The organism is Kitasatospora sp. NPDC004615, from assembly GCF_042873545.1.
In the GTDB taxonomy this organism is placed as follows: domain Bacteria; phylum Actinomycetota; class Actinomycetes; order Streptomycetales; family Streptomycetaceae; genus Kitasatospora.
The window spans coordinates 37,911-63,502 of the sequence record NZ_JBIALQ010000015.1 but is presented as its reverse complement, the minus strand read 5'-3'; the positions used below and the strand labels follow the sequence as shown (position 1 = coordinate 63,502).

General features: G+C 71.2%; 22 protein-coding genes. 8 read left to right on the top strand and 14 right to left on the bottom strand.

The features are described 5' to 3' along the window. The first annotated feature begins 48 nt into the window (after window positions 1-48). Window positions 49-552, top strand: coding sequence for a hypothetical protein (locus ACFYS8_RS34630; RefSeq protein WP_387649095.1), 504 nt, complete (start codon window positions 49-51; stop codon window positions 550-552). Window position 553: 1 nt separating this feature from the next. Here ACFYS8_RS34630 and ACFYS8_RS34625 read toward each other — a convergent pair whose 3' ends face one another. Continuing rightward, complete coding sequence (locus tag ACFYS8_RS34625) at window positions 554-1,492, bottom strand: DMT family transporter (protein WP_387649180.1); 939 nt, start codon at window positions 1,490-1,492, stop codon at window positions 554-556. Window positions 1,493-1,574: 82 nt separating this feature from the next. Between ACFYS8_RS34625 and ACFYS8_RS34620 the strand changes: the two genes are divergently transcribed. The 3 genes from ACFYS8_RS34620 (at window position 1,575) to ACFYS8_RS34610 (ending at window position 4,731) form a co-directional block, all read left to right on the top strand. Further along, entirely contained in the window at window positions 1,575-2,516 is a 942-nt protein-coding gene (locus tag ACFYS8_RS34620) for a LysR family transcriptional regulator (RefSeq protein ID WP_387649093.1), read from the top strand. Window positions 2,517-2,741: 225 nt separating this feature from the next. Beyond that, complete coding sequence (locus ACFYS8_RS34615) at window positions 2,742-3,971, top strand: hypothetical protein (protein WP_387649090.1); 1,230 nt, start codon at window positions 2,742-2,744, stop codon at window positions 3,969-3,971. Then, the gene (locus tag ACFYS8_RS34610; RefSeq protein WP_387649087.1) at window positions 3,955-4,731 is read left to right on the top strand and encodes an alpha-ketoglutarate-dependent dioxygenase AlkB; all 777 of its coding nucleotides are present in this window, start codon (window positions 3,955-3,957) and stop codon (window positions 4,729-4,731) included. Before ACFYS8_RS34615 ends, ACFYS8_RS34610 begins: the two co-directional genes overlap by 17 nt. Window positions 4,732-4,893: 162 nt before the next feature. On the opposite strand, the gene ACFYS8_RS34605 is transcribed toward ACFYS8_RS34610, so the two are convergent. Continuing rightward, window positions 4,894-5,646, bottom strand: coding sequence for a glycosyltransferase family 2 protein (locus ACFYS8_RS34605; RefSeq protein ID WP_387649085.1), 753 nt, complete (start codon window positions 5,644-5,646; stop codon window positions 4,894-4,896). A gap of 340 nt (window positions 5,647-5,986) precedes the next feature. On the opposite strand from ACFYS8_RS34605, the gene ACFYS8_RS34600 reads away from it, so the two are divergent. After that, window positions 5,987-7,090, top strand: coding sequence for a cytochrome P450 (locus ACFYS8_RS34600; RefSeq protein ID WP_387649083.1), 1,104 nt, complete (start codon window positions 5,987-5,989; stop codon window positions 7,088-7,090). Window positions 7,091-7,137: 47 nt separating this feature from the next. Here the strand turns inward: ACFYS8_RS34600 and ACFYS8_RS34595 are convergent, their stop codons facing one another. The 3 genes from ACFYS8_RS34595 to ACFYS8_RS34585 all read right to left on the bottom strand — a co-directional run bounded on the left by ACFYS8_RS34595 (window position 7,138) and on the right by ACFYS8_RS34585 (window position 9,999). Then, complete coding sequence (locus ACFYS8_RS34595; protein WP_387649080.1) at window positions 7,138-8,475, bottom strand: GH1 family beta-glucosidase; 1,338 nt, start codon at window positions 8,473-8,475, stop codon at window positions 7,138-7,140. A gap of 328 nt (window positions 8,476-8,803) precedes the next feature. Beyond that, a complete protein-coding gene (locus ACFYS8_RS34590; RefSeq protein ID WP_387649078.1) occupies window positions 8,804-9,250 on the bottom strand; it encodes a universal stress protein in 447 nt (148 codons plus the stop codon). Between the two features lie 224 nt (window positions 9,251-9,474). Beyond that, on the bottom strand, window positions 9,475-9,999 hold the full coding sequence (locus ACFYS8_RS34585) for a universal stress protein (protein WP_387649075.1): 525 nt from the start codon (window positions 9,997-9,999) through the stop codon (window positions 9,475-9,477). A gap of 236 nt (window positions 10,000-10,235) precedes the next feature. Between ACFYS8_RS34585 and ACFYS8_RS34580 the strand changes: the two genes are divergently transcribed. After that, on the top strand, window positions 10,236-11,804 hold the full coding sequence (locus ACFYS8_RS34580; RefSeq protein ID WP_387649072.1) for an oleate hydratase: 1,569 nt from the start codon (window positions 10,236-10,238) through the stop codon (window positions 11,802-11,804). 161 nt (window positions 11,805-11,965) lie between these two features. Next, entirely contained in the window at window positions 11,966-12,592 is a 627-nt protein-coding gene (locus tag ACFYS8_RS34575; protein WP_387649070.1) for a hypothetical protein, read from the top strand. 185 nt (window positions 12,593-12,777) lie between these two features. Here ACFYS8_RS34575 and ACFYS8_RS34570 read toward each other — a convergent pair whose 3' ends face one another. The 7 genes from ACFYS8_RS34570 to ACFYS8_RS34540 form a co-directional block, all read right to left on the bottom strand. Beyond that, window positions 12,778-13,575 (bottom strand): universal stress protein, encoded by a 798-nt coding sequence (locus ACFYS8_RS34570; protein ID WP_387649067.1) that lies wholly within the window; start codon window positions 13,573-13,575, stop codon window positions 12,778-12,780. Between the two features lie 45 nt (window positions 13,576-13,620). Next, window positions 13,621-15,999, bottom strand: a complete 2,379-nt coding sequence (locus ACFYS8_RS34565) for a phosphoketolase (protein WP_387649064.1) — start codon at window positions 15,997-15,999, stop codon at window positions 13,621-13,623. A gap of 358 nt (window positions 16,000-16,357) precedes the next feature. Then, window positions 16,358-17,131, bottom strand: coding sequence for an HPF/RaiA family ribosome-associated protein (locus tag ACFYS8_RS34560; protein ID WP_387649062.1), 774 nt, complete (start codon window positions 17,129-17,131; stop codon window positions 16,358-16,360). A gap of 24 nt (window positions 17,132-17,155) precedes the next feature. Continuing rightward, window positions 17,156-18,151 (bottom strand): carbamate kinase, encoded by a 996-nt coding sequence (locus ACFYS8_RS34555; RefSeq protein WP_387649059.1) that lies wholly within the window; start codon window positions 18,149-18,151, stop codon window positions 17,156-17,158. A gap of 2 nt (window positions 18,152-18,153) precedes the next feature. Then, entirely contained in the window at window positions 18,154-19,158 is a 1,005-nt protein-coding gene (gene argF, locus ACFYS8_RS34550) for an ornithine carbamoyltransferase (protein ID WP_387649056.1), read from the bottom strand. Window positions 19,159-19,229: 71 nt separating this feature from the next. After that, entirely contained in the window at window positions 19,230-20,453 is a 1,224-nt protein-coding gene (locus tag ACFYS8_RS34545; protein WP_387649054.1) for an arginine deiminase, read from the bottom strand. A gap of 117 nt (window positions 20,454-20,570) precedes the next feature. Further along, entirely contained in the window at window positions 20,571-21,917 is a 1,347-nt protein-coding gene (locus tag ACFYS8_RS34540; RefSeq protein WP_387649177.1) for an APC family permease, read from the bottom strand. 671 nt (window positions 21,918-22,588) lie between these two features. Here ACFYS8_RS34540 and ACFYS8_RS34535 point away from each other — a divergent pair. Beyond that, window positions 22,589-23,290, top strand: a complete 702-nt coding sequence (locus ACFYS8_RS34535) for a response regulator (protein WP_387649051.1) — start codon at window positions 22,589-22,591, stop codon at window positions 23,288-23,290. 95 nt (window positions 23,291-23,385) lie between these two features. Here the strand turns inward: ACFYS8_RS34535 and ACFYS8_RS34530 are convergent, their stop codons facing one another. Together ACFYS8_RS34530 and ACFYS8_RS34525 are read right to left on the bottom strand one after the other, a co-directional pair. Further along, the gene (locus tag ACFYS8_RS34530) at window positions 23,386-24,537 is read right to left on the bottom strand and encodes a PAS domain S-box protein (protein ID WP_387649049.1); all 1,152 of its coding nucleotides are present in this window, start codon (window positions 24,535-24,537) and stop codon (window positions 23,386-23,388) included. Between the two features lie 34 nt (window positions 24,538-24,571). Next, a complete protein-coding gene (locus tag ACFYS8_RS34525; protein ID WP_387649047.1) occupies window positions 24,572-25,585 on the bottom strand; it encodes a SpoIIE family protein phosphatase in 1,014 nt (337 codons plus the stop codon). Between the last annotated feature and the right edge of the window lie 7 nt (window positions 25,586-25,592).

Below are 25,592 nucleotides of genomic sequence, written 5' to 3'. Positions count from 1 at the left end.
GGCTCCGAGCCACCTGAGTTGAGAAAATAAATCCAGGAGGCCATGGCCATGCCGATGCTCGATGTCCACATCCCGCAGGGCGCGCTGCGCCCGGAGGCCGAGGCAACGCTGCTCGACCGGATCACCGAAATCCTGATCCGCCACGAGGGCTTCGACCCCGCCGACCCGGTCACCCGCTCCGCGTCCTGGCTCTTCCTGCACCGCCCCGCCGCCGTCTACATCGGCGGCCGGCCCGCGGACGCCCCGCACTACAAGGTCGTCCCGTCCGTCCCCGAGGGACAACTCGACGCCGCCAAGCGCGCGGGCGTCGTCGCCGACGTCACCGAGGCCATCCTCGACGCCGAGGACGGCGCCTGGCCCCGCGACCCCGCGCGGATCTGGGTCTTCCCCACCGAAATCCCCGAAGGCCACTGGGGCGGCTTCGGCCGGATCAGGCCCCTCGCCACCATCCTCGCCCGCCTGACCGGCAACGACCCCGCCCGGGCCCGCGCCCTGGCCGCCGAGCGCATCACGGCCAGCCGCACCGAGCGGTCCTCAACGCCCGCGCCGTAGGTCACCCGTGGGCCGTCCCGGCATCGGCCGTCCCGACTCGCCGCCGCTCGCGCGCGATGCCGGTGCGGTGGGAGCGTTCGACGGCCTGGCCCCAGTACGTTCCGGCGATCATGAGCACGGCGCCGAGGGCGGCCCACACGGTGAGCCGTTCGCCGCCGAGACCGATCCCGATCACGACGGCCCAGACCGGTTCGGTGCCCAGCAGGAGGCTGGCCCGACCGGGGGAGGTACGCTGCACCGCCCAGGTCTGGGCGAGGAAGGCGAACACGCTGCAGAACAGGGCGAGATAGACCAGCTGCGACCAGGTGCCGACGCTGCCGCCGGCCAGTTCGGGCAGCTGGGTGGCGGCGGGCACCAGGAACAACGCCGAGCCGACGACGGTCTGAACGGTCGTCAGGTGGAGCGGGTCCATCGGGCTCCGGGCGGTCAGCCGCCCGACGAGCACCACGTGCCCGGCCCGCACCACAGCGGCGGCGAGCACCAGGGCGTCACCGGACCGCAGGGCGTGCAGCCCGGTGCCGGCGGTGAGCAGCCCGACGGCAAGCACGCACAGGCCGGCGGCGACGAAGAACGTCCAGGGCAGCCCGCGACTGCCCGTCGTCCGGTCCAGCAGCGGTGTCAGCACGATGGTCAGACTGATGATCAGTCCGGCGTTCGCGGCGCTGGTGTACGCGACGCCGTAGGTCTCCAACACCAGGACCGCCGCCTGTGTGACTCCCAGCAACGCCCCGGCACGGACCTCCGCGCGGGTCCAACGGCGCGCCCCGCGACGGGCGGTGAGCAGCAGAGCTGCACAGGCGAGTGCCGAGATCGCGTACCGCGCGAACAGCACGCCGGTGACGGGGAGCGCACCGGTGGTCGTCTTGGCCACCAGGTAGCTGGAACCCCAGACCAGCGCGATCAGGAACAGCACCACATCGACACGGCGTGCAGAAGGCATGCCCTCACGCTGCACCACCAGGACGTTGAAGACCATCACGAGCTCCTCAAACGAAGCTGTAGCAGCCCTACACTGTCTGTCCATGGACGAGCGGCAACTCCGGATCCTGCGCGAACTGGGAGAACTCGGCAGCGTCAGTGCGGTCGCCGCGGCCCTGCACGTGACGCCGTCCGCGATCTCCCAGCAACTGCGCCTGCTGCAACGCTCGTTGCCCGTCCCGCTCACCGAACGCGCCGGACGCCGGGTGGTGCTGACCGAAGCCGGCAAGGCCCTGGCCCGCGCGGCCGTCGAGGTGGAGACGGCCCTGGCCCGGGCCCGGCACAGCGTCGACGAGTTCGCCGACCAGCCCGACGGCAACGTCTCGCTGGCGGCGTTCCACAGCGCGGCCACCACCTTCTTCCCCCTGCTGCTGCGCAGCTTCGCCGGGCCGGGCCGGCCACGGCTCCGCCTCGCCGACGAGGACGTCGCCCAGGAACGCTTCCCCGTCCTCACCCGCGACTACGACCTCGTCCTCGCCCACCGCCTCGACCACGGCCCGCCCTGGCCCCGCACCGTCACCGCGAACACCCTGCTCCAGGAACCACTCGACGTCGCCCTGCCGGCCGGCCACCCGCTCGCCGCCAAGACCGTCCTCACCCCGCAGGACGTCGCCGACCAGCCCTGGATCACCGTCCACGACGGCTTCCCGCTCATGTCCACCGTCGAAGCCATCGCCGCCGTCGCCAACCGCCGCCTCGACATCGTCCACCGCGTCAACGAATTCACCGTGGTCGCCGAACTCGTCGCCGCCGGCGGCGGCCTGGCCCTGCTGCCACGCTGGACCACCCGCAAACACCCCGACGTCGCCCTGCGACCACTTACCGCAGTGCACGCCCGCCGCCGCATCGACGTCCTCCACCGCCCGGAACGCACCGCACGCCGGGCCGTCCGCACCGTCCTCGCCGAACTCCACCGCGCCGCCACGGAAATCCGCACCCACGACGCCCAGCCACCGCGGCCCGGCACCGGACCGCGCTCCGGCTGACTCGTGCACTGCCGGTGCAGCAGAACCCGTTGCCCACGGTCCGGCCCCCGTGAGAGCATCAAGATCCAGCCGCGTAAACGACTTCACGCAATCCACCAAGACGCGTGGAGGCCGCGAACGAATAGACCGTTCGGAAGTTCATGGAATGGGCCGGACAGGTGGGCAGGCCATCTGGTCGGCCCTGCCGGTTCGTGCCTCGGGGTGAGAAATGGCAGGTACGGCTTGATGGACGCGACAGGGCCGGAAGAAGCCTGCATCGACGATTCGGGCAACACCTTGGTTGCGCCGTCGACCTTGCAGGATCATGAATTGGTCCGGGACTTCTTCGGGTCCACGATCACGCCGGAGGAGCTCGCTTCCGGTTCACCCGACCTCGCCCGGAAGACCGTCTACCTGTGCGGCGACGTATCCGGGATCGGCGCCCACCGACTGCGGGCGGCGGCCCGGGTGTTCGTCGTCCGGGAGCTGTCACACGGTTACCAGGAGGACCCCGACGGGCCTTGGCCCCTCGTCGGCCTCGGCCGGGTTCCCATCCGCGTACACGGCACCGGCGTGTACTACCGCCGCTTCTTCGACGTCGACACCGATCACTTCGGACGAATCCGCGCAGAGCACGATTTCCAGTCCCTGACGGAGTCCACCAAACCCGGAACGGCCCATCGCAGCGGAATCTATCTGACGCCCGTCACCCGAGACGGTGAGGAACTGCATTTCCGTCTGCTCCGGTGCTCCACGAACCTCTCGGGGCCGACCGAGAACTTTCGCCCGACCGACACGCGCATCGTCGAGGCTCTGAACCGCGAGGCCGCCGCCGTCTTCCGGAACCAGGCAGCGCTGAATCACGTCCTCGCTCAGATCTACCACAACGCCGGCGCCACGGCCGAGCGCAAGCAGTCAAAGGCCAGGATCTCGGCCCATGCCGACAAGACCAAGGACATGCCCGTCAATGGCATTATGGCCTTCTGCACCTTCTACGACCGGCTCGACAAGCTGCACCCCCTGACCGAGAACGAATTCGACTACGGCGTGGGGGGCACCAGCGGGCTGACCAGACTCCGCTTTCGACTCAAGGAATCGGCCGAGAAGCGCAACGAAGTCGCACTCCCCCTGCAATTCAGCCTGACCCTCTACCCCGGCTCCGTGTTCTTCATGCCGCTGTCCACCAATCGCCTGTACACCCATGAGATCCAGCCTCCGCCACTGGACGCCGAGTTGCTGCCGACCCGCCTGGGATACGTGGTGCGCTGTTCGAACTCCGAAGCCGTTCACAAGAACGGCCGCACGTTCCTCAAAGCGGCCGGAGATCTGGTGGAAATGGAGCCGCCCACGCCGGCAGGCATGGAAGAACTGCGAAGGCTGTACGCCGAGGAGAACAGGACCTCATCCTTCATCGATTACGGCGACGAGCTTCTCTTCAGCATGAACACGGGAGACTACCTTGCCCCTCGAGCCTAGGATCTCGGACGAGATCCTCTCGTGCACCCTGCGCACCGAGGAGAATCTCTTCACAGAGCTTTCCGCGTCGGCCCGCCTGGAAGAGGTGGGAAGGGGTCGACGAGGTGCCGTGGTCACGAAGGTCCATGAGGCGCACGGCGTGCCCCTCGTACGGACCACCACTCGATACGGCAGCCCGGCGCAGCACTTCGGTGACGTGCACGAACGCCTGGCACAGCAGATTCAGGAAGCCGCGGCGCTTTCGGTCGGATTCAACAACGCTCTCATGGAGATCTACACGAACTCCTGCACGACGATGGGAAGCCACTCCGACCAAGCCCTCGATCTGGCCGACGATTCGTTCATCGCCGTCTTCTCCTGTTATCAGCACCCCGAAGTGAGCCCGCCGAGAAAGCTGATCTTTGAATCGAAGGGCGCCAGTGGCGAGAAGGTCGAGATCCCGCTCACTCACAACAGCGTCGTCATATTCTCCGTCGAATCGAATCGGCGGCTCAGGCACAAGATCGTACTGGACAAACCCGTCCCGGCGGCGGACAACCAATGGCTGGGGGTGACATTTCGAACGTCAAAGACCTTCGTGCGGTTTCACGACGGACACCCATACCTCGCGCAGGGTACGCGGCTCGTGCCGGCCGACGATGAGCAGGAACGCGAATTCTTCCAACTACGACGGCGTGAGAACCACGAAACGGATTTCACCTACCCCGTACTGAGGTACACCATCAGCGAGAGCGATCTGACGCCGCCCGTCCGGCCTTGAGGGCCTTCACCCGGCGGGCGGAGAGCCCGCAGAGCCCGGTCTCCAGCCGTGCGTGGTCCGTGCGCATCCCGGCCCCTGGCACCCGTGCCGATGGGTGCGCGGCCGGCCGTAATGGGTGCGCGGCCGGCCGTACCCGTCGCTTCCGGACGTGTTCCTGACGCTTCATCGGACGTCGACCACGTCCGGCCGGTACCGGTGGTCCGCGTACCAGGACAGCGTGTTGCGCAGCCCGAACGCGCGCAGCCGCCGCACCGAACCGTGGACCGTCATCCCCGGGACCTGCCCGTAGGCCCCGGTGAGCTTGCGCACCCGGTTCACCAGAGCGCGGTCCTCGTGCGTCTCCTCGATCGCGGTGCGCGGGAAGCCACCGCAGCGCTGATAGAGGTCGGCGGTGATGGCCAGGTTGCAGCCGGGGCACATCAAGTACCGGCCGAGGTACTGCGGGTCCTGGTTGCCGGGCCGGAACCTGCCGAACCACGCCGCTACCGCGACCACCGCCGGCAGCAGCCGCCGCTCCCACAGTTTGAGCCGGAACTCGTCGGTGCGCGGCCTCAGTTGGCCGGTGACCAGTTCCAGCCCACCGGCCAGTCCGCGGCGCACGGCCGCCGTCCAGCCGGGTACCGGGAGGCAGTCGGCGTCGGTGCGGGCCAGGTACCGGGCACCGGCCTCGATCGCGAACCGCATCCCGGTGTCCGCCGCCGCGCCGGTGCCTTTGCGCGCCTCGGTGATCAGGTGCAGCGGGAAGCCGGCGGTGACGGCGAACTCCCGGACCACCTCGGCGGTCCGGTCGGTCGAGGTGTTGTCCACGACCACGCACTCGAAGTCCGCGTCGCTCTGCTCCGCCAGCGCGCGCAAAGTGGCAGGCAGCGAGGCCTCCTCGTTGTAGGCCGGCACGACCACCCACAGGTCGGTCACTGATGCCCCCTCTCGACCACGTTCACCACTGCGCGAGGAGGACGCCGAACGAGACTCCGCCGGCCGGTCCGATCAGCGCCACCGGTCGCCTCTGCGGCCATCACCGCCCGTGTCCCGCCGCCTTGCCCGACCAGCTGCCAGCTCCCCCGGCACCGCACCCTTGACTCCCCCAAGTCGCTTGAATCATAGGGGATTTCAGGGATCGGCCACGGTACGGTTCCTCGAACGGACAACGGGGGCGGCAGCGGGGGCGGCGATGCGCGCGACAACGGCGGCACAGCACGAGAGCAGACTGCTGCGGTCCAGCCGGCCCGCCCTGTGGGCACTGACCAGGATCGCCATGGCACCGCCCTTCGGAGCGATCCGACGGGTGCCCCGACTCGGCTGGGTGGCGAGCGAACCCACCCTGATCCGGGCCGTCCTCAACGACCACGAACACTTCACCCTGCTCGGCGAGGGCGGCGTGGGCCACCTGTGGGAACAGATCCTCGGGCCGTACGTCACCCGGCTCTTCGACGGCCCCGGGCACGCGGACCTGCGCAGACGCGCCCGGGACCTGTTCACCGAAAAGAACTCCGCCGCCCTGGTCGAGCGGGCCGCCGGACCGGTCTACACCGATGTCACGGCGCGCCTTGCCGCCGGAGGGCAGGTCGACGTGGCCAAGGCGGCCCGGCTCGTCGTCGGCCGCCTGATGACCGACCTGCTGGGCCTTCAACTCCCTTCGGACAGCCCGGATTCCGCCTACCTCGAGACCTTCGCCGCCGGCGAGCGGCTGGCGGCGCTCGCGCTCGACACGGCCGCCTCCACCGAGCTGCCGCCCGAGCGGATCGAAGCGGCCAGGGAAATCGTCAAGTCGCTGACCAGCGGCGTCCCGGCGGCCTATGCCGGTGCCGAACCCGACACCCTGCTCGGCCGCTGCCGCGAAGCCGGGATCACGCTGGAGGAGGCCGGCGGCCTCGCCTCGCTGCTGCTCGTCGCGGGCACCGAGACCGCCGCGAGCGCAATGGCCCGCACGGTCGCACTGATCCACGACACCGAGCAGCAGGAACCGCTCCTGACCGACCCCGGGCTGATCCCCGACGCGGTCCGCGAGGGACTGCGGGTGACCACACCCGCACCGGTGATCGGACGGCACGTCAGCGCGGACGTCACCATCGCCGGCCGCCGACTGCGCAAGGACGCGCGGATACTCCTCGTCACCTACGCAGCCGACAACCTGGCCGGCGGTTTCGACCTGGCCCGCCCGTACGACCCGCGCTCGCGCCAGCTCTGGTTCGGTGCCGGCCGACACCTGTGCCTGGGCGCACCCGTCGCGCGGGCCGAGATCGCCCGGATGGTCGAGGCGGTCTGCACGGCGGGGCGCCCGTACCGGATCGTTTCGCGCAGCTACGCCCGGAAGGTGATGATCCCGTCCTACGCCTCACTTGTCGTCGAGCTCGAATGACAGGACGTCATCCGACCCGCCACCGCCCCGACTGACCGACTGACCGGCTACCGGGAATTCGCACCTCGGTGATGAGCGATCAGGTCCCGGTACCACCCGTACGACGCCTTCGGCGTGCGCTTCTGGGTCGCGAAGTCGACGTGGACCAGGCCGAAGCGCTCGCCGAATCCTTCTCCCCATTCGAAGTTGTCGAGCAGGGACCAGGTGCAGTAGCCGCGGACGTCGATGCCGTCGGCGGCGGCGCGGGCCAGGGCGTCGAGGTGGCCGGCGAGGTAGTCGATGCGGAAGGTGTCGTCGAGGGTGTCGTCGGTGGAGCAGCCGCTCTCGGTGATGGTGATCGGGGGCAGCGCGGCGCCGTAGCGGTCCCGGAGGAGCAGCAGGAGTTCGCGCAGGCCGTCCGGGACCACGGGCCAGCCGAAGTGGGTGCGGGGGACGCCGTCGATGGGGGCTTCGGCGAACGGGAGCCCCGGGTCGGTGGGGGCGGCGATGCGGGTGGGGTTGTAGTAGTTGACGCCCAGTCCGTCGAGACCGGGGCCGGCGATCAGCGCGAGATCGCCGTCGCGGACGCTGCCGTGCAGGTCGGGGCCGACGCCGTACGCGGACAGGTCGGGGTATCGGCCGAGCAGCAGCGGATCCGTGAACAGCCGGTTGTGCAGGGCGTCGTAGGCGTCGGCGGCGGCCCGGTCCTCGGCCGAATCGGTCGCGGCCCGGACGGGCGTCAGGTTGTTGGCGATCAGGACGTCGAGGCCGCGGGAGCGCAGCTCGGCGGCGGCCAGGCCGTGGGCGAGCAGCTGGTGGTGGGCGGCCGGGAGGGCGTCGAGCATCATGCTGTGGCCGGGTGCGTGAATGCCCAGGGCGTAGCCGTAGACCATGTGCACGAAGGGCTCGTTGAGGGTGATCCAGGCGGGGACGCGGTCGCCGAGCCGGTCTGCCACCACGGACGCGTACTCGGCGAAACGGAAAGCGGTTTCCCGTTGCATCCAGCCGCCCTCGTCCTCCAGCGCCTGCGGCAGGTCCCAGTGGAACAGGGTGGGCAGCGGGGTGATGCCGGCCGCGAGGAGCCCGTCGACCAGGCGGTCGTAGAAGTCGAGCCCGGCGGCGTTGGCGGGGCCCCGGCCGGTGGGCTGGACGCGCGACCAGGCGAGCGAGAACCGGTAGGTGTCGAGCCCGAGTTCACGCATCAGCGCGATGTCTTCGGGCCAGCGGTGGTAGTGGTCGCAGGCCGTCCGGCCGCTGTCGCCGTTCTTCACCGCGCCGGGGCGGTCGCAGAAGGTGTCCCAGACCGACGGGCCCCGGCCGTCCTCGTCGACCGCCCCCTCGATCTGGTAGGCGGCGGTGGAGGCGCCCCAGCGGAAGCCGGCGGAGAGGTCGTAACGGTCCGTCATGAGGGTCCTTCCACACAACACGAGTCACAAAATGCGAGCAGTGCTCATGTTAGGAAGGCGGAGAGTGCAGGTCCAGAGGCGAGGACACCCGATCCACCAACGCGCCACCGACACCACCAACACCCCGCCAGGACCGATCCGCGCCGGCGGTCATGGGCTCCGACCGAAGAACCCGGCCACAGGCCCCCCAGTGCTTCGATCGCAAGCATGGTTCGCCCCCCCACGCACGCCGCCGGCACCTCGGCCCCCGCTCGACCCCGGTGCCGCAGGTCGGTTCGCTCCTTTCAGGTCGGCGACTCGGCCGCGCGGCGGTTACGGGGTGCGCGCGTCAGTCCTCGGGGTGGCGGACAACGACGACCGGGCAGGGCGCGTGGTGGACGCAGTGCTGGCCGACCGAGCCGAGCAGGGCGGCGGTGAAACCGCCGTGGCCCCGGCTGCCGACGACCAGGAGTTCGGCGCCGCGGGCCGCGTCCAGCAGGCACTCGGCGGCGCCACCCTCCTGCACCCGGGTCCTGATCTCGACCGGGGCGTCGGAACCGGTCGCCTCGCTGACGCTGTCGTCGAGGGTCTTCCGTGCGATGCCCGGGAGGTCCTCGTAGGACTCGATCGGCACCGTCCACCCGGTGGCCACCGGATGCTGCCACGCGATCAGCGCCTCCACCACGGCGCCCCGCGTGCGGGCCTGGCCGACGGCCCACCGGAGCGCGTCGACCGATGCCGGCGATCCGTCGACACCGACCACGATCCGCTGCTCCGGTCCGGTCTGCTCGCTCACGTGTCTTCTCCTTCGTATTCCCGTTCGGTCTCAACCATCGGCATTGCAGCGACTGTTGCGAAGGACCGGACGGGTCCCGGAGGCCGGGACCTTCAGCCCGGCCCTTGCCCGGCACATGGCCGTGAGTTCCTTGCCGAAGGGAGTGCCGTGCGGTGCGGTCTCGGGGCCGCCGGTCCCGCCCGGACCGCGTGAGCGGCCGAGGCCGGAAATCCGCGCCATGCCCCTCAGCGCCCCTTGCGCGGGGGGACGACGATCAGTGGACGCTCCGCGCACTCGGCCGGAGCGTGGCTCACCGACCCGAGGAGCAGCCCTCGGAAGCCGCCGAGGCCCCGCGAGCCGACGACGAGCCACCGGGCCCGAGCGGCCTCGCCCAGCAGTGCTCCCCCGGCCGGGGAGCCCGGCGATCCGTCCACTCCGAAGACGACCAGCGGCCTGGGGGCATTCGCGGTGGTGTCCGCCGTCTCGCGGACGACCGCCACCTGGCAGGGGGCGGGGGAGCTGAGCGGGACGCCGATCGGCGGGAGCGAGAGCACCTGCTCGACAACCGGCCTGCGCTTGGCTCCGACGACCAGGAGCGAGGCGTCCGCGGCCTGCTCCAGCAGCCCGCGCGCCCGCGGCCCGTCGACCGCGCGGGTCTCGGTCGCCAGGCCGGGGTGCCACTGCTCGACAAGCCTGCGTGCCTGTGCCAGGACGATGTCGCCCCCGACCCCGAGGTGATCGTCCAGCGGTCGCGGGGTGTCCTCATCCACGTTGCCATGCGGCAGGACCCGAAGGTCCCGGTCCGCCGGTCCCGCGAATCCGGGACGCCATCGGGACCGTCGTTCCACCACCGGCGCCCAACGGCCCAACGACCCGTCGGCCGGCCCGGGAGCAAGCTGTCGTCAGCACCCCCGATCGATGGACTCGATCGCCCGGCACCAACCGCCGGGGTCGCCACTCATCCAGCTGATGGCGGTTCAGTGCACGACAGTTGAGGAGACATCCGATGCCCAAGGCCCATCTGGTCGGAGGCGGCATCGCCGCCCTGTCCGCAGCAGCCTTCCTCATCCGGGACGCGGGTTTCGCCGGCGGCGACATCCACGTCTACGAGGCGCAGGACGAAGTCGGCGGCAGCCTGGACGCGGGCGGTACGCCGGAGGCGGGGTACACGATGCGCGGCGGCCGGATGTTCGAGGCGCAGTTCCGCTGCACGTTCGACCTGTTGTCCGGCATTCCGTCGCTGGACGACCCGTCGAAGTCGGCCACCCAGGACATCTTCGACTCGCACGACGAATCCCCTTGGGACGACACCGCCCGCCTGGTGCGCGCAGGTGGCGAGATCTGCGACGGACACGCCATGGGATTCTCCGAACACCACCGGCTCGAACTGGTCAAGTGCCTGGCCACGCCCGAGCGGCTGCTGGACGGCAAGCGCATCACCGACTGCTTCGACGAGGGATTCTTCACCACCGACTTCTGGTACATGTGGTGCACCACCTTCGCGTTCGAGCCGTGGCACAGCGCCATCGAGTTCCGGCGCTACCTCAAGCGCTTCGTCCACCTCTTCCCGGAGTTCGAGACGATGTCCGGGATCTACCGGACCCGCTACAACCAGTACGACTCGATCGTCCGACCGCTCACGGCCTGGCTCCTGGAGCAGGGGGTCCACATCCACATCGGCCGCCGGGTCGCGGACCTGGCCTTCCGGAGCGGGCCGGGCACGAGCGTCGAGCGCATCCACTTCGCAGGCGCGCACGCCGACCTCCCCGTAGCCGAGGACGACCTCGTGTTCGTCACCAACGGCTCGATGACCGCCGACTCCGTCCTCGGCTCCCACACCGCCCCGCCGCCCGGCCCGGACACCTCCCGCAGCCCCGACTCCTTCCTGCTGTGGCACCGGATCGCCCACGGGCGCGAGGACTTCGGCAACCCCGAGGTGTTCGACCGCAGCCCCAAGGACTCCACCTGGGAGTCCTTCACCGTCACCGCCAAGGACCCCGCCTTCCTCGACTGGATGGAGACGTTCACCGGCCGCCCGACCGGCCGCGGCGGCCTGCTCACCCTCACCGACTCCCCGTGGCTGCTCACCGTCGTCGTCAACCGCCAGCCGGTCTACCAGCAGCAGCCCGAGGACGTATCCGTGTGGTGGGGCTACGGCCTCTTCCCCGACAAGCCCGGCACCTTCGTCCAGAAGCCGATGCGGGAGTGCAGCGGCGCGGAGATCCTCCAGGAGGTCCTCCAGCACCTGGCCGTCGATCCCGACACCGCCGAGAAGATCGCGGGAACCTCGACCGTCGTCCCCTGCCTGATGCCGTACATCACCAGCCAGTTCCTGGCACGGAGCCACGGCGACCGGCCCCAGGTGGTCCCGAAGGGCTCCACCAACCTCGCCTTCATCGGCCAGTACGCCGAGGTACCCGACGACGTCGTCTTCACCGTCGAGTACTCCGTACGCACCGCCTGGACCGCCGTCGCACAGCTCCTCGACCTCGACCGGCAGCCCCCGGCCGTCCACAAGGGCCACCACGACCCGCACATCCTTGGCCAGGCCCTGCACACCATGCACCGCAAGTAGCCCCGGCCGGCTCACACCGGGGAGGCGGGCACCGACCGCCTCCCCGCTCCACCCGCTCCACCCGCACGACCCGGCCCCGGCACCTCGGGGCCCGGCCGACGGTCCTGTCCCAGCACCACAAAACGACCGATCCACCGTGAAATCGACAAGGAGAGCTCGCCATGGCCGTCCACCACCCGCACCTCCCCCGATTCACCCACCGTCTCACCACGGGCCGGCGCCCGGTCGCGACCCGGCGCTCCGGGGAGGCATCAGGCACTGTCGCCCTGACCACCGGGGCGGGTCTCGCGGTCGCGGGCGCCAGGATCACCGTCGGCTCGGTCTTCCTCTGGGCTTTCCTCGACAAGACGTTCGGCCTCGGCTACGCCACCGGAGAGGCCGGCTCCTGGCTCAACGGCGGCTCCCCGACGAAGGGCTTCCTCAGCCACGTCTCGGCCGGTCCGCTCCAGTCCACCTTCCACGCCTGGGCCGGGCAGGCCTGGGCCGACTGGCTGTTCATGCTCGGCTTGCTCGGCATCGGCCTCGCCTTCGTCGGCGGCGTCGGGATGCGCGTCGCCGCCGGTGGCGGCACCCTGCTGCTGGCCATGATGTGGGCCGCCGAGTGGCCGCCCGCCCGCCACCTCGCCAACGGCGCCGCCAGCGGCTCCAGCAACCCCGTCGTCGACTACCACGTCGTCTACGCTCTGCTGCTCCTCGCGCTGGCCGCCCTCGGCGCCGGCGACACCTGGGGGCTGGGGCGCCGCTGGGCCGCCCTCCCGGTCGTCCGCGAGCACGCCTGGCTCCGCTGAGCCCCCACCGCCGTCCCGGAAGCACCGCACGCCGAGGCCCCGCTGCCGCAGCCGGCGGCACCGCCCCCGCCACGGGGAAGGTGTCGTCGGCTGCGTGCGACCCAGGGTGTCCGGAACGGACTCGCGGTCGCCCCGGGGCGGTCACCGAGGCCGAGCAGCCCTCCGGTACCGCACGAAGGTCCCGCTCACGCGTCCGGGACGACGGCGACCGGGCAGAGCGTGTGGTGCAGGACGGCGTGGCCGACCGGGCCGAGCGCGCCGACCAGGAGCACGGGCCGCCTGCCCAGCACCAGCAGTCGGGCCTTGGCCGACGCCTCCACCAGTGCCGGGCCCGCTCCCGCGCCTGTGCTCTCCGGGACGGCCTCGACCTCGGGGTGGGCGGCCTGCCACGGTGCGAGGACGCGGGCGAGGAGTTCGGCCTCGTCGTCCGGCAGGCCGGTGGCCGAGGCGTGCACGACCCGCAGCGGCAGTCCGTGGCGGTGCGCGGCGGCGAAGGCGAACTCCAGGGCCGCCTCGGCGGGTCGGCGGGCGTCCAGCCCGAGCACGATCTGCTCGCGCGGATCCGGACCCGGCGGGTCCACCGGCAGCACCACGGTCGGGCAGCCGGCCCGGGCGGCCAGGTGCAGGGCGGTGGACCCGACCCGCAGATCCGGGAAGCCGCCGGTACCGCGGGCGGCGACGACGAGCAGTTCGGCGTCCTCCCCCGCGGCCAGCAGCGCCGCGGGGGCGAGGTCGTGGACCTCGTCGGAGCGGATCTCCAACCGGGGGTACCGCACCGCCAGAACATGGCAGACCTCGTGCAACAGGGCATCAGGGTCCGGCCGGCGCCCGGCGGGCCGGCCGGGGAGCGGCTGGGGCGTCAGGGGCAGGGCGTGCAGGACGCGCAGCGCGCGGCCGAGCAGCAGTGCCTCGCGGGCGGCCCAGTCGGCGGCGGCCAGGCTGGGGTCGGAGCCGTCCACTCCGACGGCGACGGGTAGGTCCACGGTGCTGGTCTCCTGACGGTCGGCCCCCCTGGTTGGACGTCAGCTCTACCAGGTCCAGTCGGTGATCTCGGGCAGGTCGGTGCCGTGCTCCCGAATCCAGTCGTGGTGGCGGGTGCGCCGGTCGGCCATCTCCTGGCGCAGGGCGGCGGCCCGGGCGGCGAGGCCGGGTACCCGGTCGATGACGTCCATGACGAGCCGGTAGCGGTCGAGGTCGTTGCGGACCACCATGTCGAAGGGCGTCGTGGTGGTGCCCGACTCCTTGTACCCGCGCACGTGCAGGTGGGGGTGGACGGCGCGGCGGTAGGCGAGGCGGTGGATCAGCCACGGGTAGCCGTGGTACGCGAAGATCACCGGTCGGTCGCGGCCGAACAGGGCGTCGAACTCCGCGTCGGGCATGCCGTGCGGGTGCTCCTCGGCGGGCATCAGCCGGGCCAGGTCGACCACGTTGACCACCCGGACGGCCAGGTCGGGCAGATGGGTACGGAGCAGCTGGGCGGCCGCGAGGACCTCCTGGGTGGGAACGTCCCCGGCGCAGGCGAGCACGACGTCGGGTTCGCGGGTGCCGTCCTCGGTACCGGCCCACTCCCAGATCCCGGCGCCCCGGGCGCAGTGGACGCGGGCCTGGTCGAGGGTGAGCCAGTCGAAGCAGGGCTGCTTGCCGGCGACCACGACGTTGACGTAGTCGCGGCTGCGCAGGACGTGGTCGGCGGTGGCGAGCAGGGTGTTGGCGTCCGGCGGGAAGTAGACCCGGACGGCTTCGGGGCTCTTGTTGAGGACGTGGTCGACGAAGCCGGGGTCCTGGTGCGAGAAGCCGTTGTGGTCCTGGCGCCAGACGTGCGAGGTGAGCAGGTAGTTGAGCGAGGCGATGGGGGCGCGCCAGGGCAGGGCACGGGTGGTGCGCAGCCACTTGATGTGCTGGTTGACCATGGAGTCGACGATGTGGACGAAGGCCTCGTAGCAGGAGAACAGGCCGTGGCGGCCGGTGAGGAGGTAGCCCTCCAGCCAGCCCTGGCAGGTGTGTTCGGAGAGGATCTCCATCACCCGGCCGTCGGGGGCGAGGTGTTCGTCGACGGGCAGGGTCTGCGCCTGCCAGGCCTTGCCGGTGGCCGCGTAGACGGCCTGGAGCCGGTTGGAGGCGGTCTCGTCCGGGCCGACCAGGCGGAAGTCGCGGCGCTCGGCGGTGTCCGCCATCACCTGGGCCAGCAGGTCGCCCAGGACCCGGGTCGGCTCGTGCAGGGTGGCGCCGGGCTTGTCCACGGGTACGGCGTAGCGCTCCAGCGGCGGCATCGGCAGGTCGCGCAGCAGCAGGCCGCCGTTGGCGTGCGGGTTGGCGCCGAGGCGACGTTGGCCTTCGGGGACGCAGTCGAGGACCGGCGCCGCCGGGTGGCCGTTCTCGTCGAAGAGCTCCTCCGGCCGGTAGGAGCGCAGCCACTCCTCCAACTGCCGCAGGTGCGCGGGGTTGTCGCGGACCTGGTCGAGCGGGACCTGGTGAGCGCGCCAGGTGCCCTCGACCGGCAGTCCGTCCACCACGGCCGGGCCGGTCCAGCCCTTGGGGGTGCGCAGCACGATGAGGGGCCAGTGCGGTCGGCTGGTGCTGCCCTCGGCGCGGGCCTCGTGCTGGAGGGCGGCGATCCGCTCCAGTGCGGTGTCCATGGCCTCGGCCATGGCCCGGTGGACGGTGAGCGGGTCCTCGCCGGTGACGTACAGCGGGTCGTGGCCGTAGCCGCGCAGGAGTGCGTCGAGTTCCGCCTCGGGCAGCCGGGCCAGGACGGTCGGGTTGGCGATCTTGTAGCCGTTGAGGTGCAGGATCGGCAGGACGGCGCCGTCGTGCACCGGGTCGAGGAACTTGTTGCCGTGCCAGGAGGCCGCCAGAGGTCCGGTCTCGGCCTCGCCGTCGCCGATGACGCAGGCGACCAGCAGGCCGGGGTTGTCGAAGGCGGCGCCGTATGCGTGCGACAGCGCGTAGCCGAGTTCTCCGCCCTCGTGGATGGAACCCGGTGTCTCGGGGGCGACGTGGCTGGGCACGCCGCCGGGGAAGGAGAACTGCCGGAACAGCCGGGCCATGCCGTCCGCGTCCCGGGTGACGCTCGGGTAGGTCTCGGTGTAGCTGCCGTCGAGCCAGGAGTTCGCCAGCACGGCGGGCCCGCCGTGCCCGGGTCCCCAGACGCAGACCGCGTCCAGGCCCCGGGCCTTGATCACGCGGTTGAGGTGGGTGTGGACCAGGTTCAGGCCGGGCGAGGTGCCCCAGTGGCCCAGCAGGCGGGGCTTGATGTGCTCCGGGCGCAGCGGCTCGCGCAGCAGCGGGTTGGCCATCAGATAGATCTGGCCCGCCGCGAGGTAGTTGGCGGCCCGCCAGTGGGCGTCGAGCGCCCGGACCTCCTCGTCGGACGGTCCACCGGGGGCCGAACTGGGGGTTTCGGACATGGCTGCGCTCTCCTCGGAGTCTGCCGGCTTCACCGACCGCCGGCGGGCGGTCGGCCCTCATCGTCGCCCCGCGGCCGGATCCTCCGCAGGGCCGAACAGGCCACATTCTGCACGGGGAACGGGCCGGTGGTCCCTGCCCGTCCTGTGCCTCGCTCAAACGGCCCCGGCCCACCGCCCGCCGCCGGGACGTAAGGCCCGGGAATGGGGACCTAGCGGTGCTCGTCCTGGCCATGCCGCGGCACGACCAGCGTCTGCTCGACCTGGCCGGCGGCAATGGCGCCGGAAGCGGTCGAACCCGCTTCCGGCGCTCCGCTCCGGCGCGGTCAAGTCCCCGTAGTCGAGCCCGCTTTCACCCGCGTTACTGGTCGGCGGGAGTGATCAGGCCGTAGTGGCCGTCGTACCGGTGGTACAGGATGTTGCCGCGACCGGTCGTGGCGTCCGTGAAGAAGACGAACGGCAGGCCGCCCAGGTCGAGGCGGGCCACCGCCTCGGTGACGGTGATCTCGGGGACGCCGACGGTGCTCACCGGGATGCCCGGTTCGGCCTCGGGCGCCGGGCCGGCGGAGGAGATCCGGTACTCCCCCGTCGTCGCGTCCCGGTGGACGACGCTGTCGCGGCCCGTCGCCGTGTCGGTGTACAGGTGGAAGTCGTAGTCCATCGCCTCCAGTTCGAACACCGCCGCCCCCGCACTCTGCCGCGCGAGGCTGTAGGTCTTGTGCCGCTCGATGCGGCGCTCCTCCGTGCCCAGCACGCGGCGCTGCGGCCGGTGTTCGTGCCCGGGGGCCGCGGGCGCCTCGCTGTGGTGGCGGTGGTGGCGGTGGGTCCGCAGGCGAGCGATCCTGGCGTTCAGGCGGTCCTGGAGCAGGTCGACGGCCTCCTGCATGGTGGTGGCGGCGACGTGGGCGCGCACGGGCCGTCCGTTGAGGTCGACCGTGGCCTGGGCGATCGACGGCTTGGCGACCGCGTGGTTGGCCTCCTGGGTGAGCTTCACCCGGGCCGCGAGGACGGGCTCGTCGAGGCGTTCGAGCACCGCGAGCAGCTTGGTCCGGGCGTATTCGGGCGCGGCCAGGGAGACTTCGCCGCGGGTCGCGACCAGGACCTCGGTGGCGGGTCGGCTCTGCAGACGGGTCATCGCAGTTTCCTTTCCGGGTGGTTCTCAGACTGCCGCGCGCTGATCGGCCGGGCCGGGGGCTGACGGTCCCGTCGGCAGCGCCTTGGGTTCCGGTCCTGCGGCCGTCGGCAGTGCGCGGACCGTGGTGCCCGTGGTGCCGAGGATCGTGCCGAGGGCGTTGTCGAGGGGGCCGATGGCCGCGAGGCCACCGGTCCGTTCGGCGAAGGTGGCGGCGGCGTCGGCCTTGGGGCCCATCGAGCCCTCGGGCAGGTCGAGTGCGCGCAGGCGCTCGGGGGTCGCGGTGAGCAGCGGCTCGGGATGTGCCGAGCCCCAGCCGGCGAACACGTGGGTGACGTCGGTGAGGATCAGCAGCACGTCGGCGTCGAGCTGCTCGGCGAGCAGCGCCGCGGCCAGGTCCTTGTCGACGACGGCCTCGACGCCGCGGACCCGGCCGGTGTCCGGGTCCCGGGTGACGGGGATGCCTCCGCCGCCGGCGGCGATCACCACCGCTCCCGTGCCCAGGAGGGCCTGGATGGCGGGAAGTTCGACGATCGCCGTGGGTCGGGGCGAGGGGACGACCCGGCGCATCCGCGCACCGTCCCGGGCGGTGGTCCAGCCGCGTTCGATCTCCATCAACCGGGCCTGGCGGTCGGTGAGTTGGCCGCCGATGAACTTGGTCGGCCGGTGGAAGGCGGGGTCGTGGGGGTCGACTTCGGTGTGGGTGATCAGTGCGGTGACGGCGCGGCCGGGCAGCAGGCCCGTCAGTTCGCGGGCGAGCAGGGTGCCGATCATGCCCTGGGTCTGGGCTCCGAGGACGTCCAGCGGGTAGGGCGCGGTGAGCGCCGGGTCGGCCTCGCTCTCCTGGGCGAGGAGGCCGATCTGCGGGCCGTTGCCGTGCGTGATCACGACCTCGTGTCCGGCGGTGACGAGTGCGGCGAGCGAGCGGGCGGCGTCGTGGACGTGGTGCTGCTGGACGGCGGCGTCGGGGTGTTCGCCCCGCTGGAGGAGGGCGTTTCCGCCGATGGCGGCGACGATGCGCATGGTCACTTCTTCCCGAGGGTGGCGACGAGGACGGCCTTGATGGTGTGCAGCCGGTTCTCGGCCTGGTCGAAGACCAGCGAGGCGGGCGATTCGAAGACCTCGTCGGTGACTTCGAGGCCGTCGAGGCCGTGTTCGGCGGCGAGTTCGGCGCCGAGGTCGGTGCGGCGGTCGTGCAGGGCGGGCAGGCAGTGCAGGAACGCGGTGTCGGGGTTGCCGGTCGCCGTCATCGTCTTCGCGTTGACCTGGTAGGGCAGGAGCAGGGCGATCCGCTCGGCCCACCGGGCGTGGTCCTCTCCCATGGACACCCACACGTCCGTGTAGAGGAAGTCGGCGCCGCGCACGGCTTCCTCCACCTCGTCGGTCAGCAGGAACCGGGCGCCGCTCTCCTGACCGAGCAGCAGGCACTCGGACACCAGCTCCGGGTCGGGCCACAGCTCGCGCGGGGCGGCGATGCGGACGTCCATCCCGAGGAGGGCGCCCATGGCCATCAGGGAGTGGGCGGTGTTGTTGCGGGCGTCGCCGAGGTAGCAGAAGGAGATCTCCTCCAGCGGCTTGCGGCTGTGCTCGCGCATCGTGAACACGTCGCACAGGCTCTGGGTCGGGTGCCACCGGTCGGTGAGGCCGTTGTAGACGGGGACGCCGGCGTGGGCGGCGAGTTCGGTGACGGCGTCCTGGTCGAAGCCGCGGTACTCGATGGCGTCGTACATCCGGCCCAGGACGCGGGCGGTGTCGGCGATGGTCTCCTTGTGGCCGATGTGCGATCCGTCCGGGCCGAGGTAGGTGGTCATGGCGCCCTGGTCGGCCGCGGCGACCTCGAAGGCGCAGCGGGTCCGGGTGGAGGCCTTCTCGAAGATCAGGGCGATCCGGCGGCCGGTCAGCCGGGGTGTTTCGGTGCCCGCGCGTCGGGCGGCCTTCAGTTCGGCGGCGAGGTCGAGGAGGTGGTGGATCTCGGCGGCGGTGAAGTCGAGTTCACGCAGGTAGTGGCGGCCGTTGAGGTCGACGGTCATGACGGGTTCTCCTTGCCGGTCGGTTGGCGTCGGTCGGTTGGCGTCGGTCGGTTGGTGTCGGTCGCGGAGGGTCAGTTGGCGGGGTCGCGCTGGATGGGGCAGCTCATGCAGCGCGGGCCGCCGCGGCCGCGGCCGAGTTCGGAGCCCGCGATGGTGGCGATCTCGATGCCCTGCTTGCGGAGGTAGGTGTTGGTGGTGGTGTTGCGTTCGTAGCCGACGACGACGCCGGGTTCGAGGGCGAGGAAGTTGCTGCCGTCGTCCCACTGTTCGCGTTCGGCGGCGCGGGTGTCCTGGTCGGCGGACAGGAAGCGGACCTTGTCCAGGTCGAGGGCCTCGGCGAGGGAGGCGGCGAGGTCGGTGTCGGGCCGTACGTCGAAGCCGGACGGGCGTTCGGGGGCGGGGGTGAGGGTCCAGGAGCGCAGCTGGTCTGCGAGGCCGGGGTAGAGGGTGAAGGTGTCGCGGTCGATCATCGTCATGACGGTGTCGAGGTGCATGAACGCCCGGCTCTGCGGCAGGCGCACGGCTATCACCCGGTGTGCGGTGCCGGTCAGGAACAGTTGCTGGGTGAGGGTTTCGACGGCGGTGGCGGTGGTGCGTTCGCCCATGCCGATCATGACGATGCCCGGGGCGAGGACGTGGACGTCGCCGCCCTCCACGGTGAGGCCCGCGGGTGCGGTGGTGCCGTCGAGCAGCGGGGGCGCGGTCTCGGCGAACAGCGGGTGGAAGCGGTAGATCGCCGCGGTGTGCAGGGTCTCGCGCCGGCGGGCCGGCTTCGCCATCGGGTTGAGGCTGTAACGGGCGCCGATCCAGCAGGAGTTGTCGCGCGGGAAGAGGTGGTTGGGCAGTGGCGGGAGGGCGAAGTCCTGGTCGCCGAGGGTGTGCCAGTGCAGGCTGTGCGGGTTCTGCAGGGGGAGGTCGTTCTTGAGGACGCCGCCGATCAGGTACTCGGCGAGCGTGGCGCCGTCGAGCTGTTCGCACAGGTCCCGGACCGGTTCGACCAGGGCCGGGCCGACGACCGCGGGGGCGGCCACCCGGTCGAGGAGCCAGGACCGGGCCGGGGCCAGTTCGAGGGTCTCGGCGAGCAGGTCGGTGTAGTGGTGCACGCGCACGCCGTGGTCGCGCAGCACCTGGGCGAAGGCGTCGTGCTCCTCCCGGGCGCGCTTGGCCCACAGGATGTCGTCGAACAGCAGGTCGTCGACGTTGCCCGGGGTCAGCCGGGCCAGCTCCAGACCCGGTCGGTGCAGGATCACCTGGCGCAGGCGGCCGGCCTCGGAATCGACACGAAGGGTGGACATCGGTGGCGCTCCTCTCAAGGGAGTTCAGTACTGCAGGGGTTGTCGGTGCCGGTGACGCGCGGTCAGGGCGCGGCGCAGGACGGTGGGCAGGCCGGGCGGCCGGGCGGTGAGGGCCGCCTACGGCAGCTGCGGCGCCTCGGCAGGGCCGGTCTTGGCGGCCGGGCCGGGCACGGCGGTGGGGTCGGCCTCGGCGGCGGTGCCGTGGGTCGGGTGCGGGCGCTTCACCCAGATGTAGGCGGGGATGCCGAGCAGGATCGTGAACAGGCCGTAGTAGACGGTCTGGTAGCCGCTGCCCTGGATCGACCAGTAGGAGAAGGCGAGGGCGAGCACCGTGATGGTGATGTCCTTGATCAGCCGCCGCCGGTCGAGCTGCTTGCGGTCGTGCTGCACCAGCCAGTAGAGCTGGGCGGCCGCCGAGATCAGGTACGGGATCACCGCGGTCAGCACGCTCAGCAGCACGATCTCGGTGAACACCTTGGTGAAGCGGGTGTAGCTGACCACGGTGAGCACCGAGGCGAGCACGGTAGCCGAGATGATGCCGAAGGCCGGCACCTCGCCGCGCCCCTTGGTGCCGGCGAACACGGGCGGGAAGAGGCCGTCGCGGGCCGCCGCCATCGGCATCTCCGCGCAGATCATCGTCCAGCCGTTGAGCGCGCCGACCCCGGAGATGATCGCCGCGGCGGCGACCAGGTTGCCGGCCCAGTGGCCGCCCGCGATGTTGTTCATGGCGTCGGTGAACGGCGCGCTGGAGGAGGCGAGTTGGTCGTGCGGCACGGTGCCGAAGACGGCCAGGGTGCCGAGCAGGTAGATCGCGGCGCAGGCCAGCGTGCCGTATATCGTCGCCCTCGGCACGTTGCGCCGCGGGTCGCGCACCCGCCCGGCCGCCACCGAGGCGGTCTCCAGGCCGATGTAGCTGAACAGCGCGATCGCCCCGGCCGCCGAGATCGCGCCCAGCGCCGAGCCGCCACTGGCGTTGAAGGCCCCGAAGTTGCCGGACTTCACGAACAGCAGCCCGGCGGTGGCCATGAACGCCAGCGGCAGGAACTTCAGCACCGTGGTGACCACCTGGAAGGCACCGATGTTGCGCACCCCGGTCAGGTTGACGATCGCCGGCACCCACAGGCCGATCAGCGCGATCGCTGTCGACGTCCAGGTGTGGTGGCCCTTGTTGACGAACACCTCGACATAGCCGACCCAGGCCACCGCGATCGCCGCATTGCCGGCCCAGGCGGTGATCCAGTAGGACCATGCGGTCAGGAAACCGGCGAACTCGCCGAACGCCTCCCGGGCGTAGACATACGGACCGCCACTGCCCGGCACCCGCTCGGACAGCCGCCCGAAGGTGACGGCCAGCGCCAGCGCCCCGATGGTCACCAGCACGAACGCGACCAGCGCAATCGGCCCGTAGGGCGCGAGCGCGGACGGCAGCGCGAACACCCCGGTACCGATGATGCTACCGACCACCAGCGCAGTCGCCGCAGGCAGCCCGAAGGTCTTGTTCCCCTGCGCGGGTGGCTCGGCTGCTGGTCTTGCACGGTCGGGCGCGGACATGATCTGACTCCTTGGGCGATGGGCTGGGAGGACGGGACGGGACGCGGTGAGGGTTTGCCGTCCGCCGATAAAGATCTTCGATCGGCGAGGCGAAGCGACCCAGGGACCTACGGGCCCTGATCGTGCCGCCACCGGTCCCAGCCGCAACGGCCTGAAAGCCCCGGTCCCCGACCGGCAGCCGCTGTGACAGGTCTCGAACTGAAGGGCCGCCACCTGCTGGTTCGCCCCTGCCACACCCCGTCGAGGGCCTGTTCCACCTGCGCGCCCATCCGGTCCGGGGCCCGTGGCCTTTGCTGCGGACCCGTAGGTCCCTGTCAGGCGGGTGCCGGGGCGCGAGAGCAGCGGGGCGGTCGGCAAGCACAGGACGCCGCTTCACCCCAGCACTTGAGAGGGAGGAGGCCGCGGACCACCCGGGCCGCCTGCGGCAATCGGCAGGCGTCACCGCGTGGTGACTCACATCCCGGCTACGTCACCCCGAGGCAAGTGGGGCAGTCCAGTCATCTCAGACGATCTTCAGCTATGACAGGCCGCCGGGGTAGATTGTTCTGTCCGCTGCGGGAGCGGGCACGGCACATGGAGATGACATGGCGGACAACGTGGCAGGTCAGACGAATGCCCCGGTGAAGGTGTTCCTGTTGGATGACCACGAGGTGGTCCGCCGCGGCGTCCACGACCTGCTGGACGCTGAGCCCGATCTGACCGTGGTCGGCGAGGCCGGCACCGTCGCGCAGGCGCTGGCCCGGGTGCCGGCGCTCCGCCCCGATGTGGCGATCCTCGACATGCGGTTGCCGGACGGCAACGGGGTGACGGTCTGCCGGGAGCTGCGTTCCCAAATGCCTGAGCTGGCCTGCCTGATCCTGACGTCGTTCGATGACGAGGAGGGCCTGCTCGACTCGATCCTGGCCGGCGCCTCGGGCTATGTCCTGAAGCAGGTCAGCGGCACCGACCTGGTCTCCGCCGTGCGCACCGTCGCCTCCGGGCAGTCCATGCTGGACCCGGGCGCCGCCACCCGGCTGATGGCCCGGCTGCGCGCCGACGCCGCCCCCGAGCCGTCCAACGTGCCCCAACTCACCGACCGCGAACGGGAGATCCTCGCGCTGATCGGCGAGGGCCTGACCAACCGGCAGATCGGCCAGCGCCTCTACCTCGCCGAGAAGACCGTGAAGAACCACATCTCCCGGCTACTGGCCAAGCTCGGCGTCGAGCGGCGCGTCCAGGCCGCCATCATTGCCACCCAGACCCTCGCCGGCCCCGGCCACCACCACAATGCGGGCCGCCCGGCCTAGCGAACCACGCCCGTGCAACGGCTGGCGGCGCGAGCTGGGCGACCTGGGCGACCGGCACATCGTCAGCGAGTGCCGGTCGCGTCAGGGACTTCCGGTCAGCTGTGACTGCCGCTGAGGGGGACGATCCATTCGAGAACGGTGCCGGCCGGCTGATTCGCGACGAGGGTGAAGGTGCCGCCCAGTTCCTCGGCACGCGAGCGCAGGTTGGCCAGTCCGCTGCGGCGTGTGACGGCCGGGTCGATGCCCCGGCCGTTGTCGCTCACTCGCAGGCACAGATCCGCGGCGGTGACTTCCGCACTGACATCGACGGCGGTGGCGTGGGCGTGCCGGGCCACATTGGAAAGGGCCTCGCCCAGTACGGCCAGCAGTTGGTCGGCGAACTCGGTGGACACGTCGGTGTCCAGGAGGCCGGTCATCCGCAGCGCCGGGGCGAAGCCGAGCGCCTCGGTGGCCCGCTCGGTGGTTGCCACCAGTCGCGAGCGCAGACCCTTGCCATCCCTGTCCTGCTTCTGCTCGCGCAGGGCATAGATCATGGAGCGGATGACCCGGATGGTGTCGTCCAGGTCGTCTCTGACCCGCCGGACCCGCTTGTGCACCTGCGGCCGGTCGGCAAGCAGGCCCAGGGTGGACTCCAGTGTCAAGGCGCCGCCGAACAGCCGCTGGATGACGAGGTCGTGCATGTCGCGGGCAATACGGTCGCGATCCCCCTGTACCTCGCGTTCGGCACGGGCGGCGGCCAGCTCGGCCTGGGCGGCGAGCTGCGCGGTGATGTCCCGTGCCACGGTGGAGAAGCCGATCAACGTGCCGTCGGCGCCGGACATCGCCGAGACGGTGACGGCCACATCGACCTCGGTGCCGTCCGATCGGCGCCACCGGGTCTCGTGCGGCTCCGCGCGTCCACCGGCGCGGATCTCCGCCACTGCGGCATGGAGAGCGTCCATCGCCCCACCGGGCAGGAGTACGCCGGCCGGCTGCCCGACGATCTGCTGCTCGGTATGGCCGAACAGGCGTTGAGCGCCCGGGTTCCAGGTCTGGACGAGGTGGGTGGGCGCAGGATCGACGCAGATCATGGCGTCATCCGAAGACGTCACGATGGCCGCGAGCCGGGACGCCGCGCGCTGGGCCGCCTCGAGTTCGGTGTGCAGCGCGATCAGGCCCCGGTTGGTGTCGTCGAGCTCCTGGCGCAGGTCGGCGATCAGCTCCGCGCTGTCGGCGGGCTGGGTGTCGCGGAGCTCTCCGATGGCCAACTGTCCTCCGTCGTCTGTCATATGCCGGGCATCATCATGGCATGCCGCTGCGATCGCGGACCACGAGCACGGTGGCGTCGTCAGAGGGCCGTGCGTGGTCGCGGTGCACGACGGCGGCGATGATCGCCGGGTGGTGCTCCAGCAGGCGGGGGTGGTCTTCCAGGTTCCAGCCGGAGCGGATCCCGTCGGACGTCAGCACCAGGGTCGAGCCGGGTTCCCAGCGGCAGTGCTGGAGGTGTGTGCGCGGAACGGGGAGATGGGTACCGAGGGTGCCCGGGCGGTCCAGTAGATGGACCGAGCGGTGACCGTTGGTGATGATCCGTCCGGTGATGTTGCCGACCGCCGCGTAGCTGAGCTCGCCGTTCGCAGGGTCGATGACGCACGCGCCCAGGACACCGCCCCGGGTGGCGCGCATCGCCTGATGGGCTCGCCGGATGAAGTCGTCGAGGGCGGTGACCGGGCCGTGCTCGAACGTGGTGATCGCGGCGCTGGCCGCCAAGGCAGCACCGGCGCCGTGGCCGAGGCCGTCGACGACCAGGGCGGTCAGCCGCTCGCCAGGCGTGACCGACCACGCGTCTCCGGACTCGCCGTCACCGCCCAGCGGGACATTGACTCCGCCGAAACGCCAATGCCCTGCCGTGCCTGAGGGGTTGGCGCCCAGCCGGGCGTAGACGACCGTGCCTCCCCGGGTGGAGTACCAGTCGAACTCGGCGGAGTTGCGCCGCACGACGCCCAACCCGGCATTCAGACCGCCACGACGGTTCGAGGACGGCACCAGGTCCACCGGGGGAGTGAGGGACGCCGCTGTCATTCCCGGGCCGCGGTCGACAGAGATGAGCTCGATCCCGTCTGCGGTCTTGCGGGCCAGCACGTATCCCCCGGGGTGGGCGTGCCGCACGAGGTTGGTGCCGAGCTCGGTTGCCACCAACTCGGCCACGCCCGTAGGAAGGCCGTGCTGGCCGACTGCCATCCGGGCGACCGCCCGGCGCAGGGCACCCACGTCCTCCTCTGCCTCGATTGCATGGAGGCGGTGTTCGTTCTCGCTCATTGCCGCA

Coding starts and splice junctions, on each gene's coding strand:
- ACFYS8_RS34630 (WP_387649095.1), top strand. CDS start 49: ATGCCGATGCTCGATGTCCACATCCCGCAGGGCGCGCTGCGCCCGGAG.
- ACFYS8_RS34580 (WP_387649072.1), top strand. CDS start 10,236: ATGCCCAAGGCCCATCTGGTCGGAGGCGGCATCGCCGCCCTGTCCGCA.
- ACFYS8_RS34545 (WP_387649054.1), bottom strand. CDS start 20,453: ATGTCCACCCTTCGTGTCGATTCCGAGGCCGGCCGCCTGCGCCAGGTG.
- ACFYS8_RS34600 (WP_387649083.1), top strand. CDS start 5,987: ATGGCACCGCCCTTCGGAGCGATCCGACGGGTGCCCCGACTCGGCTGG.
- ACFYS8_RS34565 (WP_387649064.1), bottom strand. CDS start 15,999: ATGTCCGAAACCCCCAGTTCGGCCCCCGGTGGACCGTCCGACGAGGAG.
- ACFYS8_RS34535 (WP_387649051.1), top strand. CDS start 22,589: ATGGCGGACAACGTGGCAGGTCAGACGAATGCCCCGGTGAAGGTGTTC.
- ACFYS8_RS34525 (WP_387649047.1), bottom strand. CDS start 25,585: ATGAGCGAGAACGAACACCGCCTCCATGCAATCGAGGCAGAGGAGGAC.
- argF (WP_387649056.1), bottom strand. CDS start 19,158: ATGACCGTCGACCTCAACGGCCGCCACTACCTGCGTGAACTCGACTTC.
- ACFYS8_RS34575 (WP_387649070.1), top strand. CDS start 11,966: ATGGCCGTCCACCACCCGCACCTCCCCCGATTCACCCACCGTCTCACC.
- ACFYS8_RS34595 (WP_387649080.1), bottom strand. CDS start 8,475: ATGACGGACCGTTACGACCTCTCCGCCGGCTTCCGCTGGGGCGCCTCC.
- ACFYS8_RS34560 (WP_387649062.1), bottom strand. CDS start 17,131: ATGACCCGTCTGCAGAGCCGACCCGCCACCGAGGTCCTGGTCGCGACC.
- ACFYS8_RS34615 (WP_387649090.1), top strand. CDS start 2,742: ATGGACGCGACAGGGCCGGAAGAAGCCTGCATCGACGATTCGGGCAAC.
- ACFYS8_RS34625 (WP_387649180.1), bottom strand. CDS start 1,492: ATGCCTTCTGCACGCCGTGTCGATGTGGTGCTGTTCCTGATCGCGCTG.
- ACFYS8_RS34555 (WP_387649059.1), bottom strand. CDS start 18,151: ATGCGCATCGTCGCCGCCATCGGCGGAAACGCCCTCCTCCAGCGGGGC.
- ACFYS8_RS34620 (WP_387649093.1), top strand. CDS start 1,575: ATGGACGAGCGGCAACTCCGGATCCTGCGCGAACTGGGAGAACTCGGC.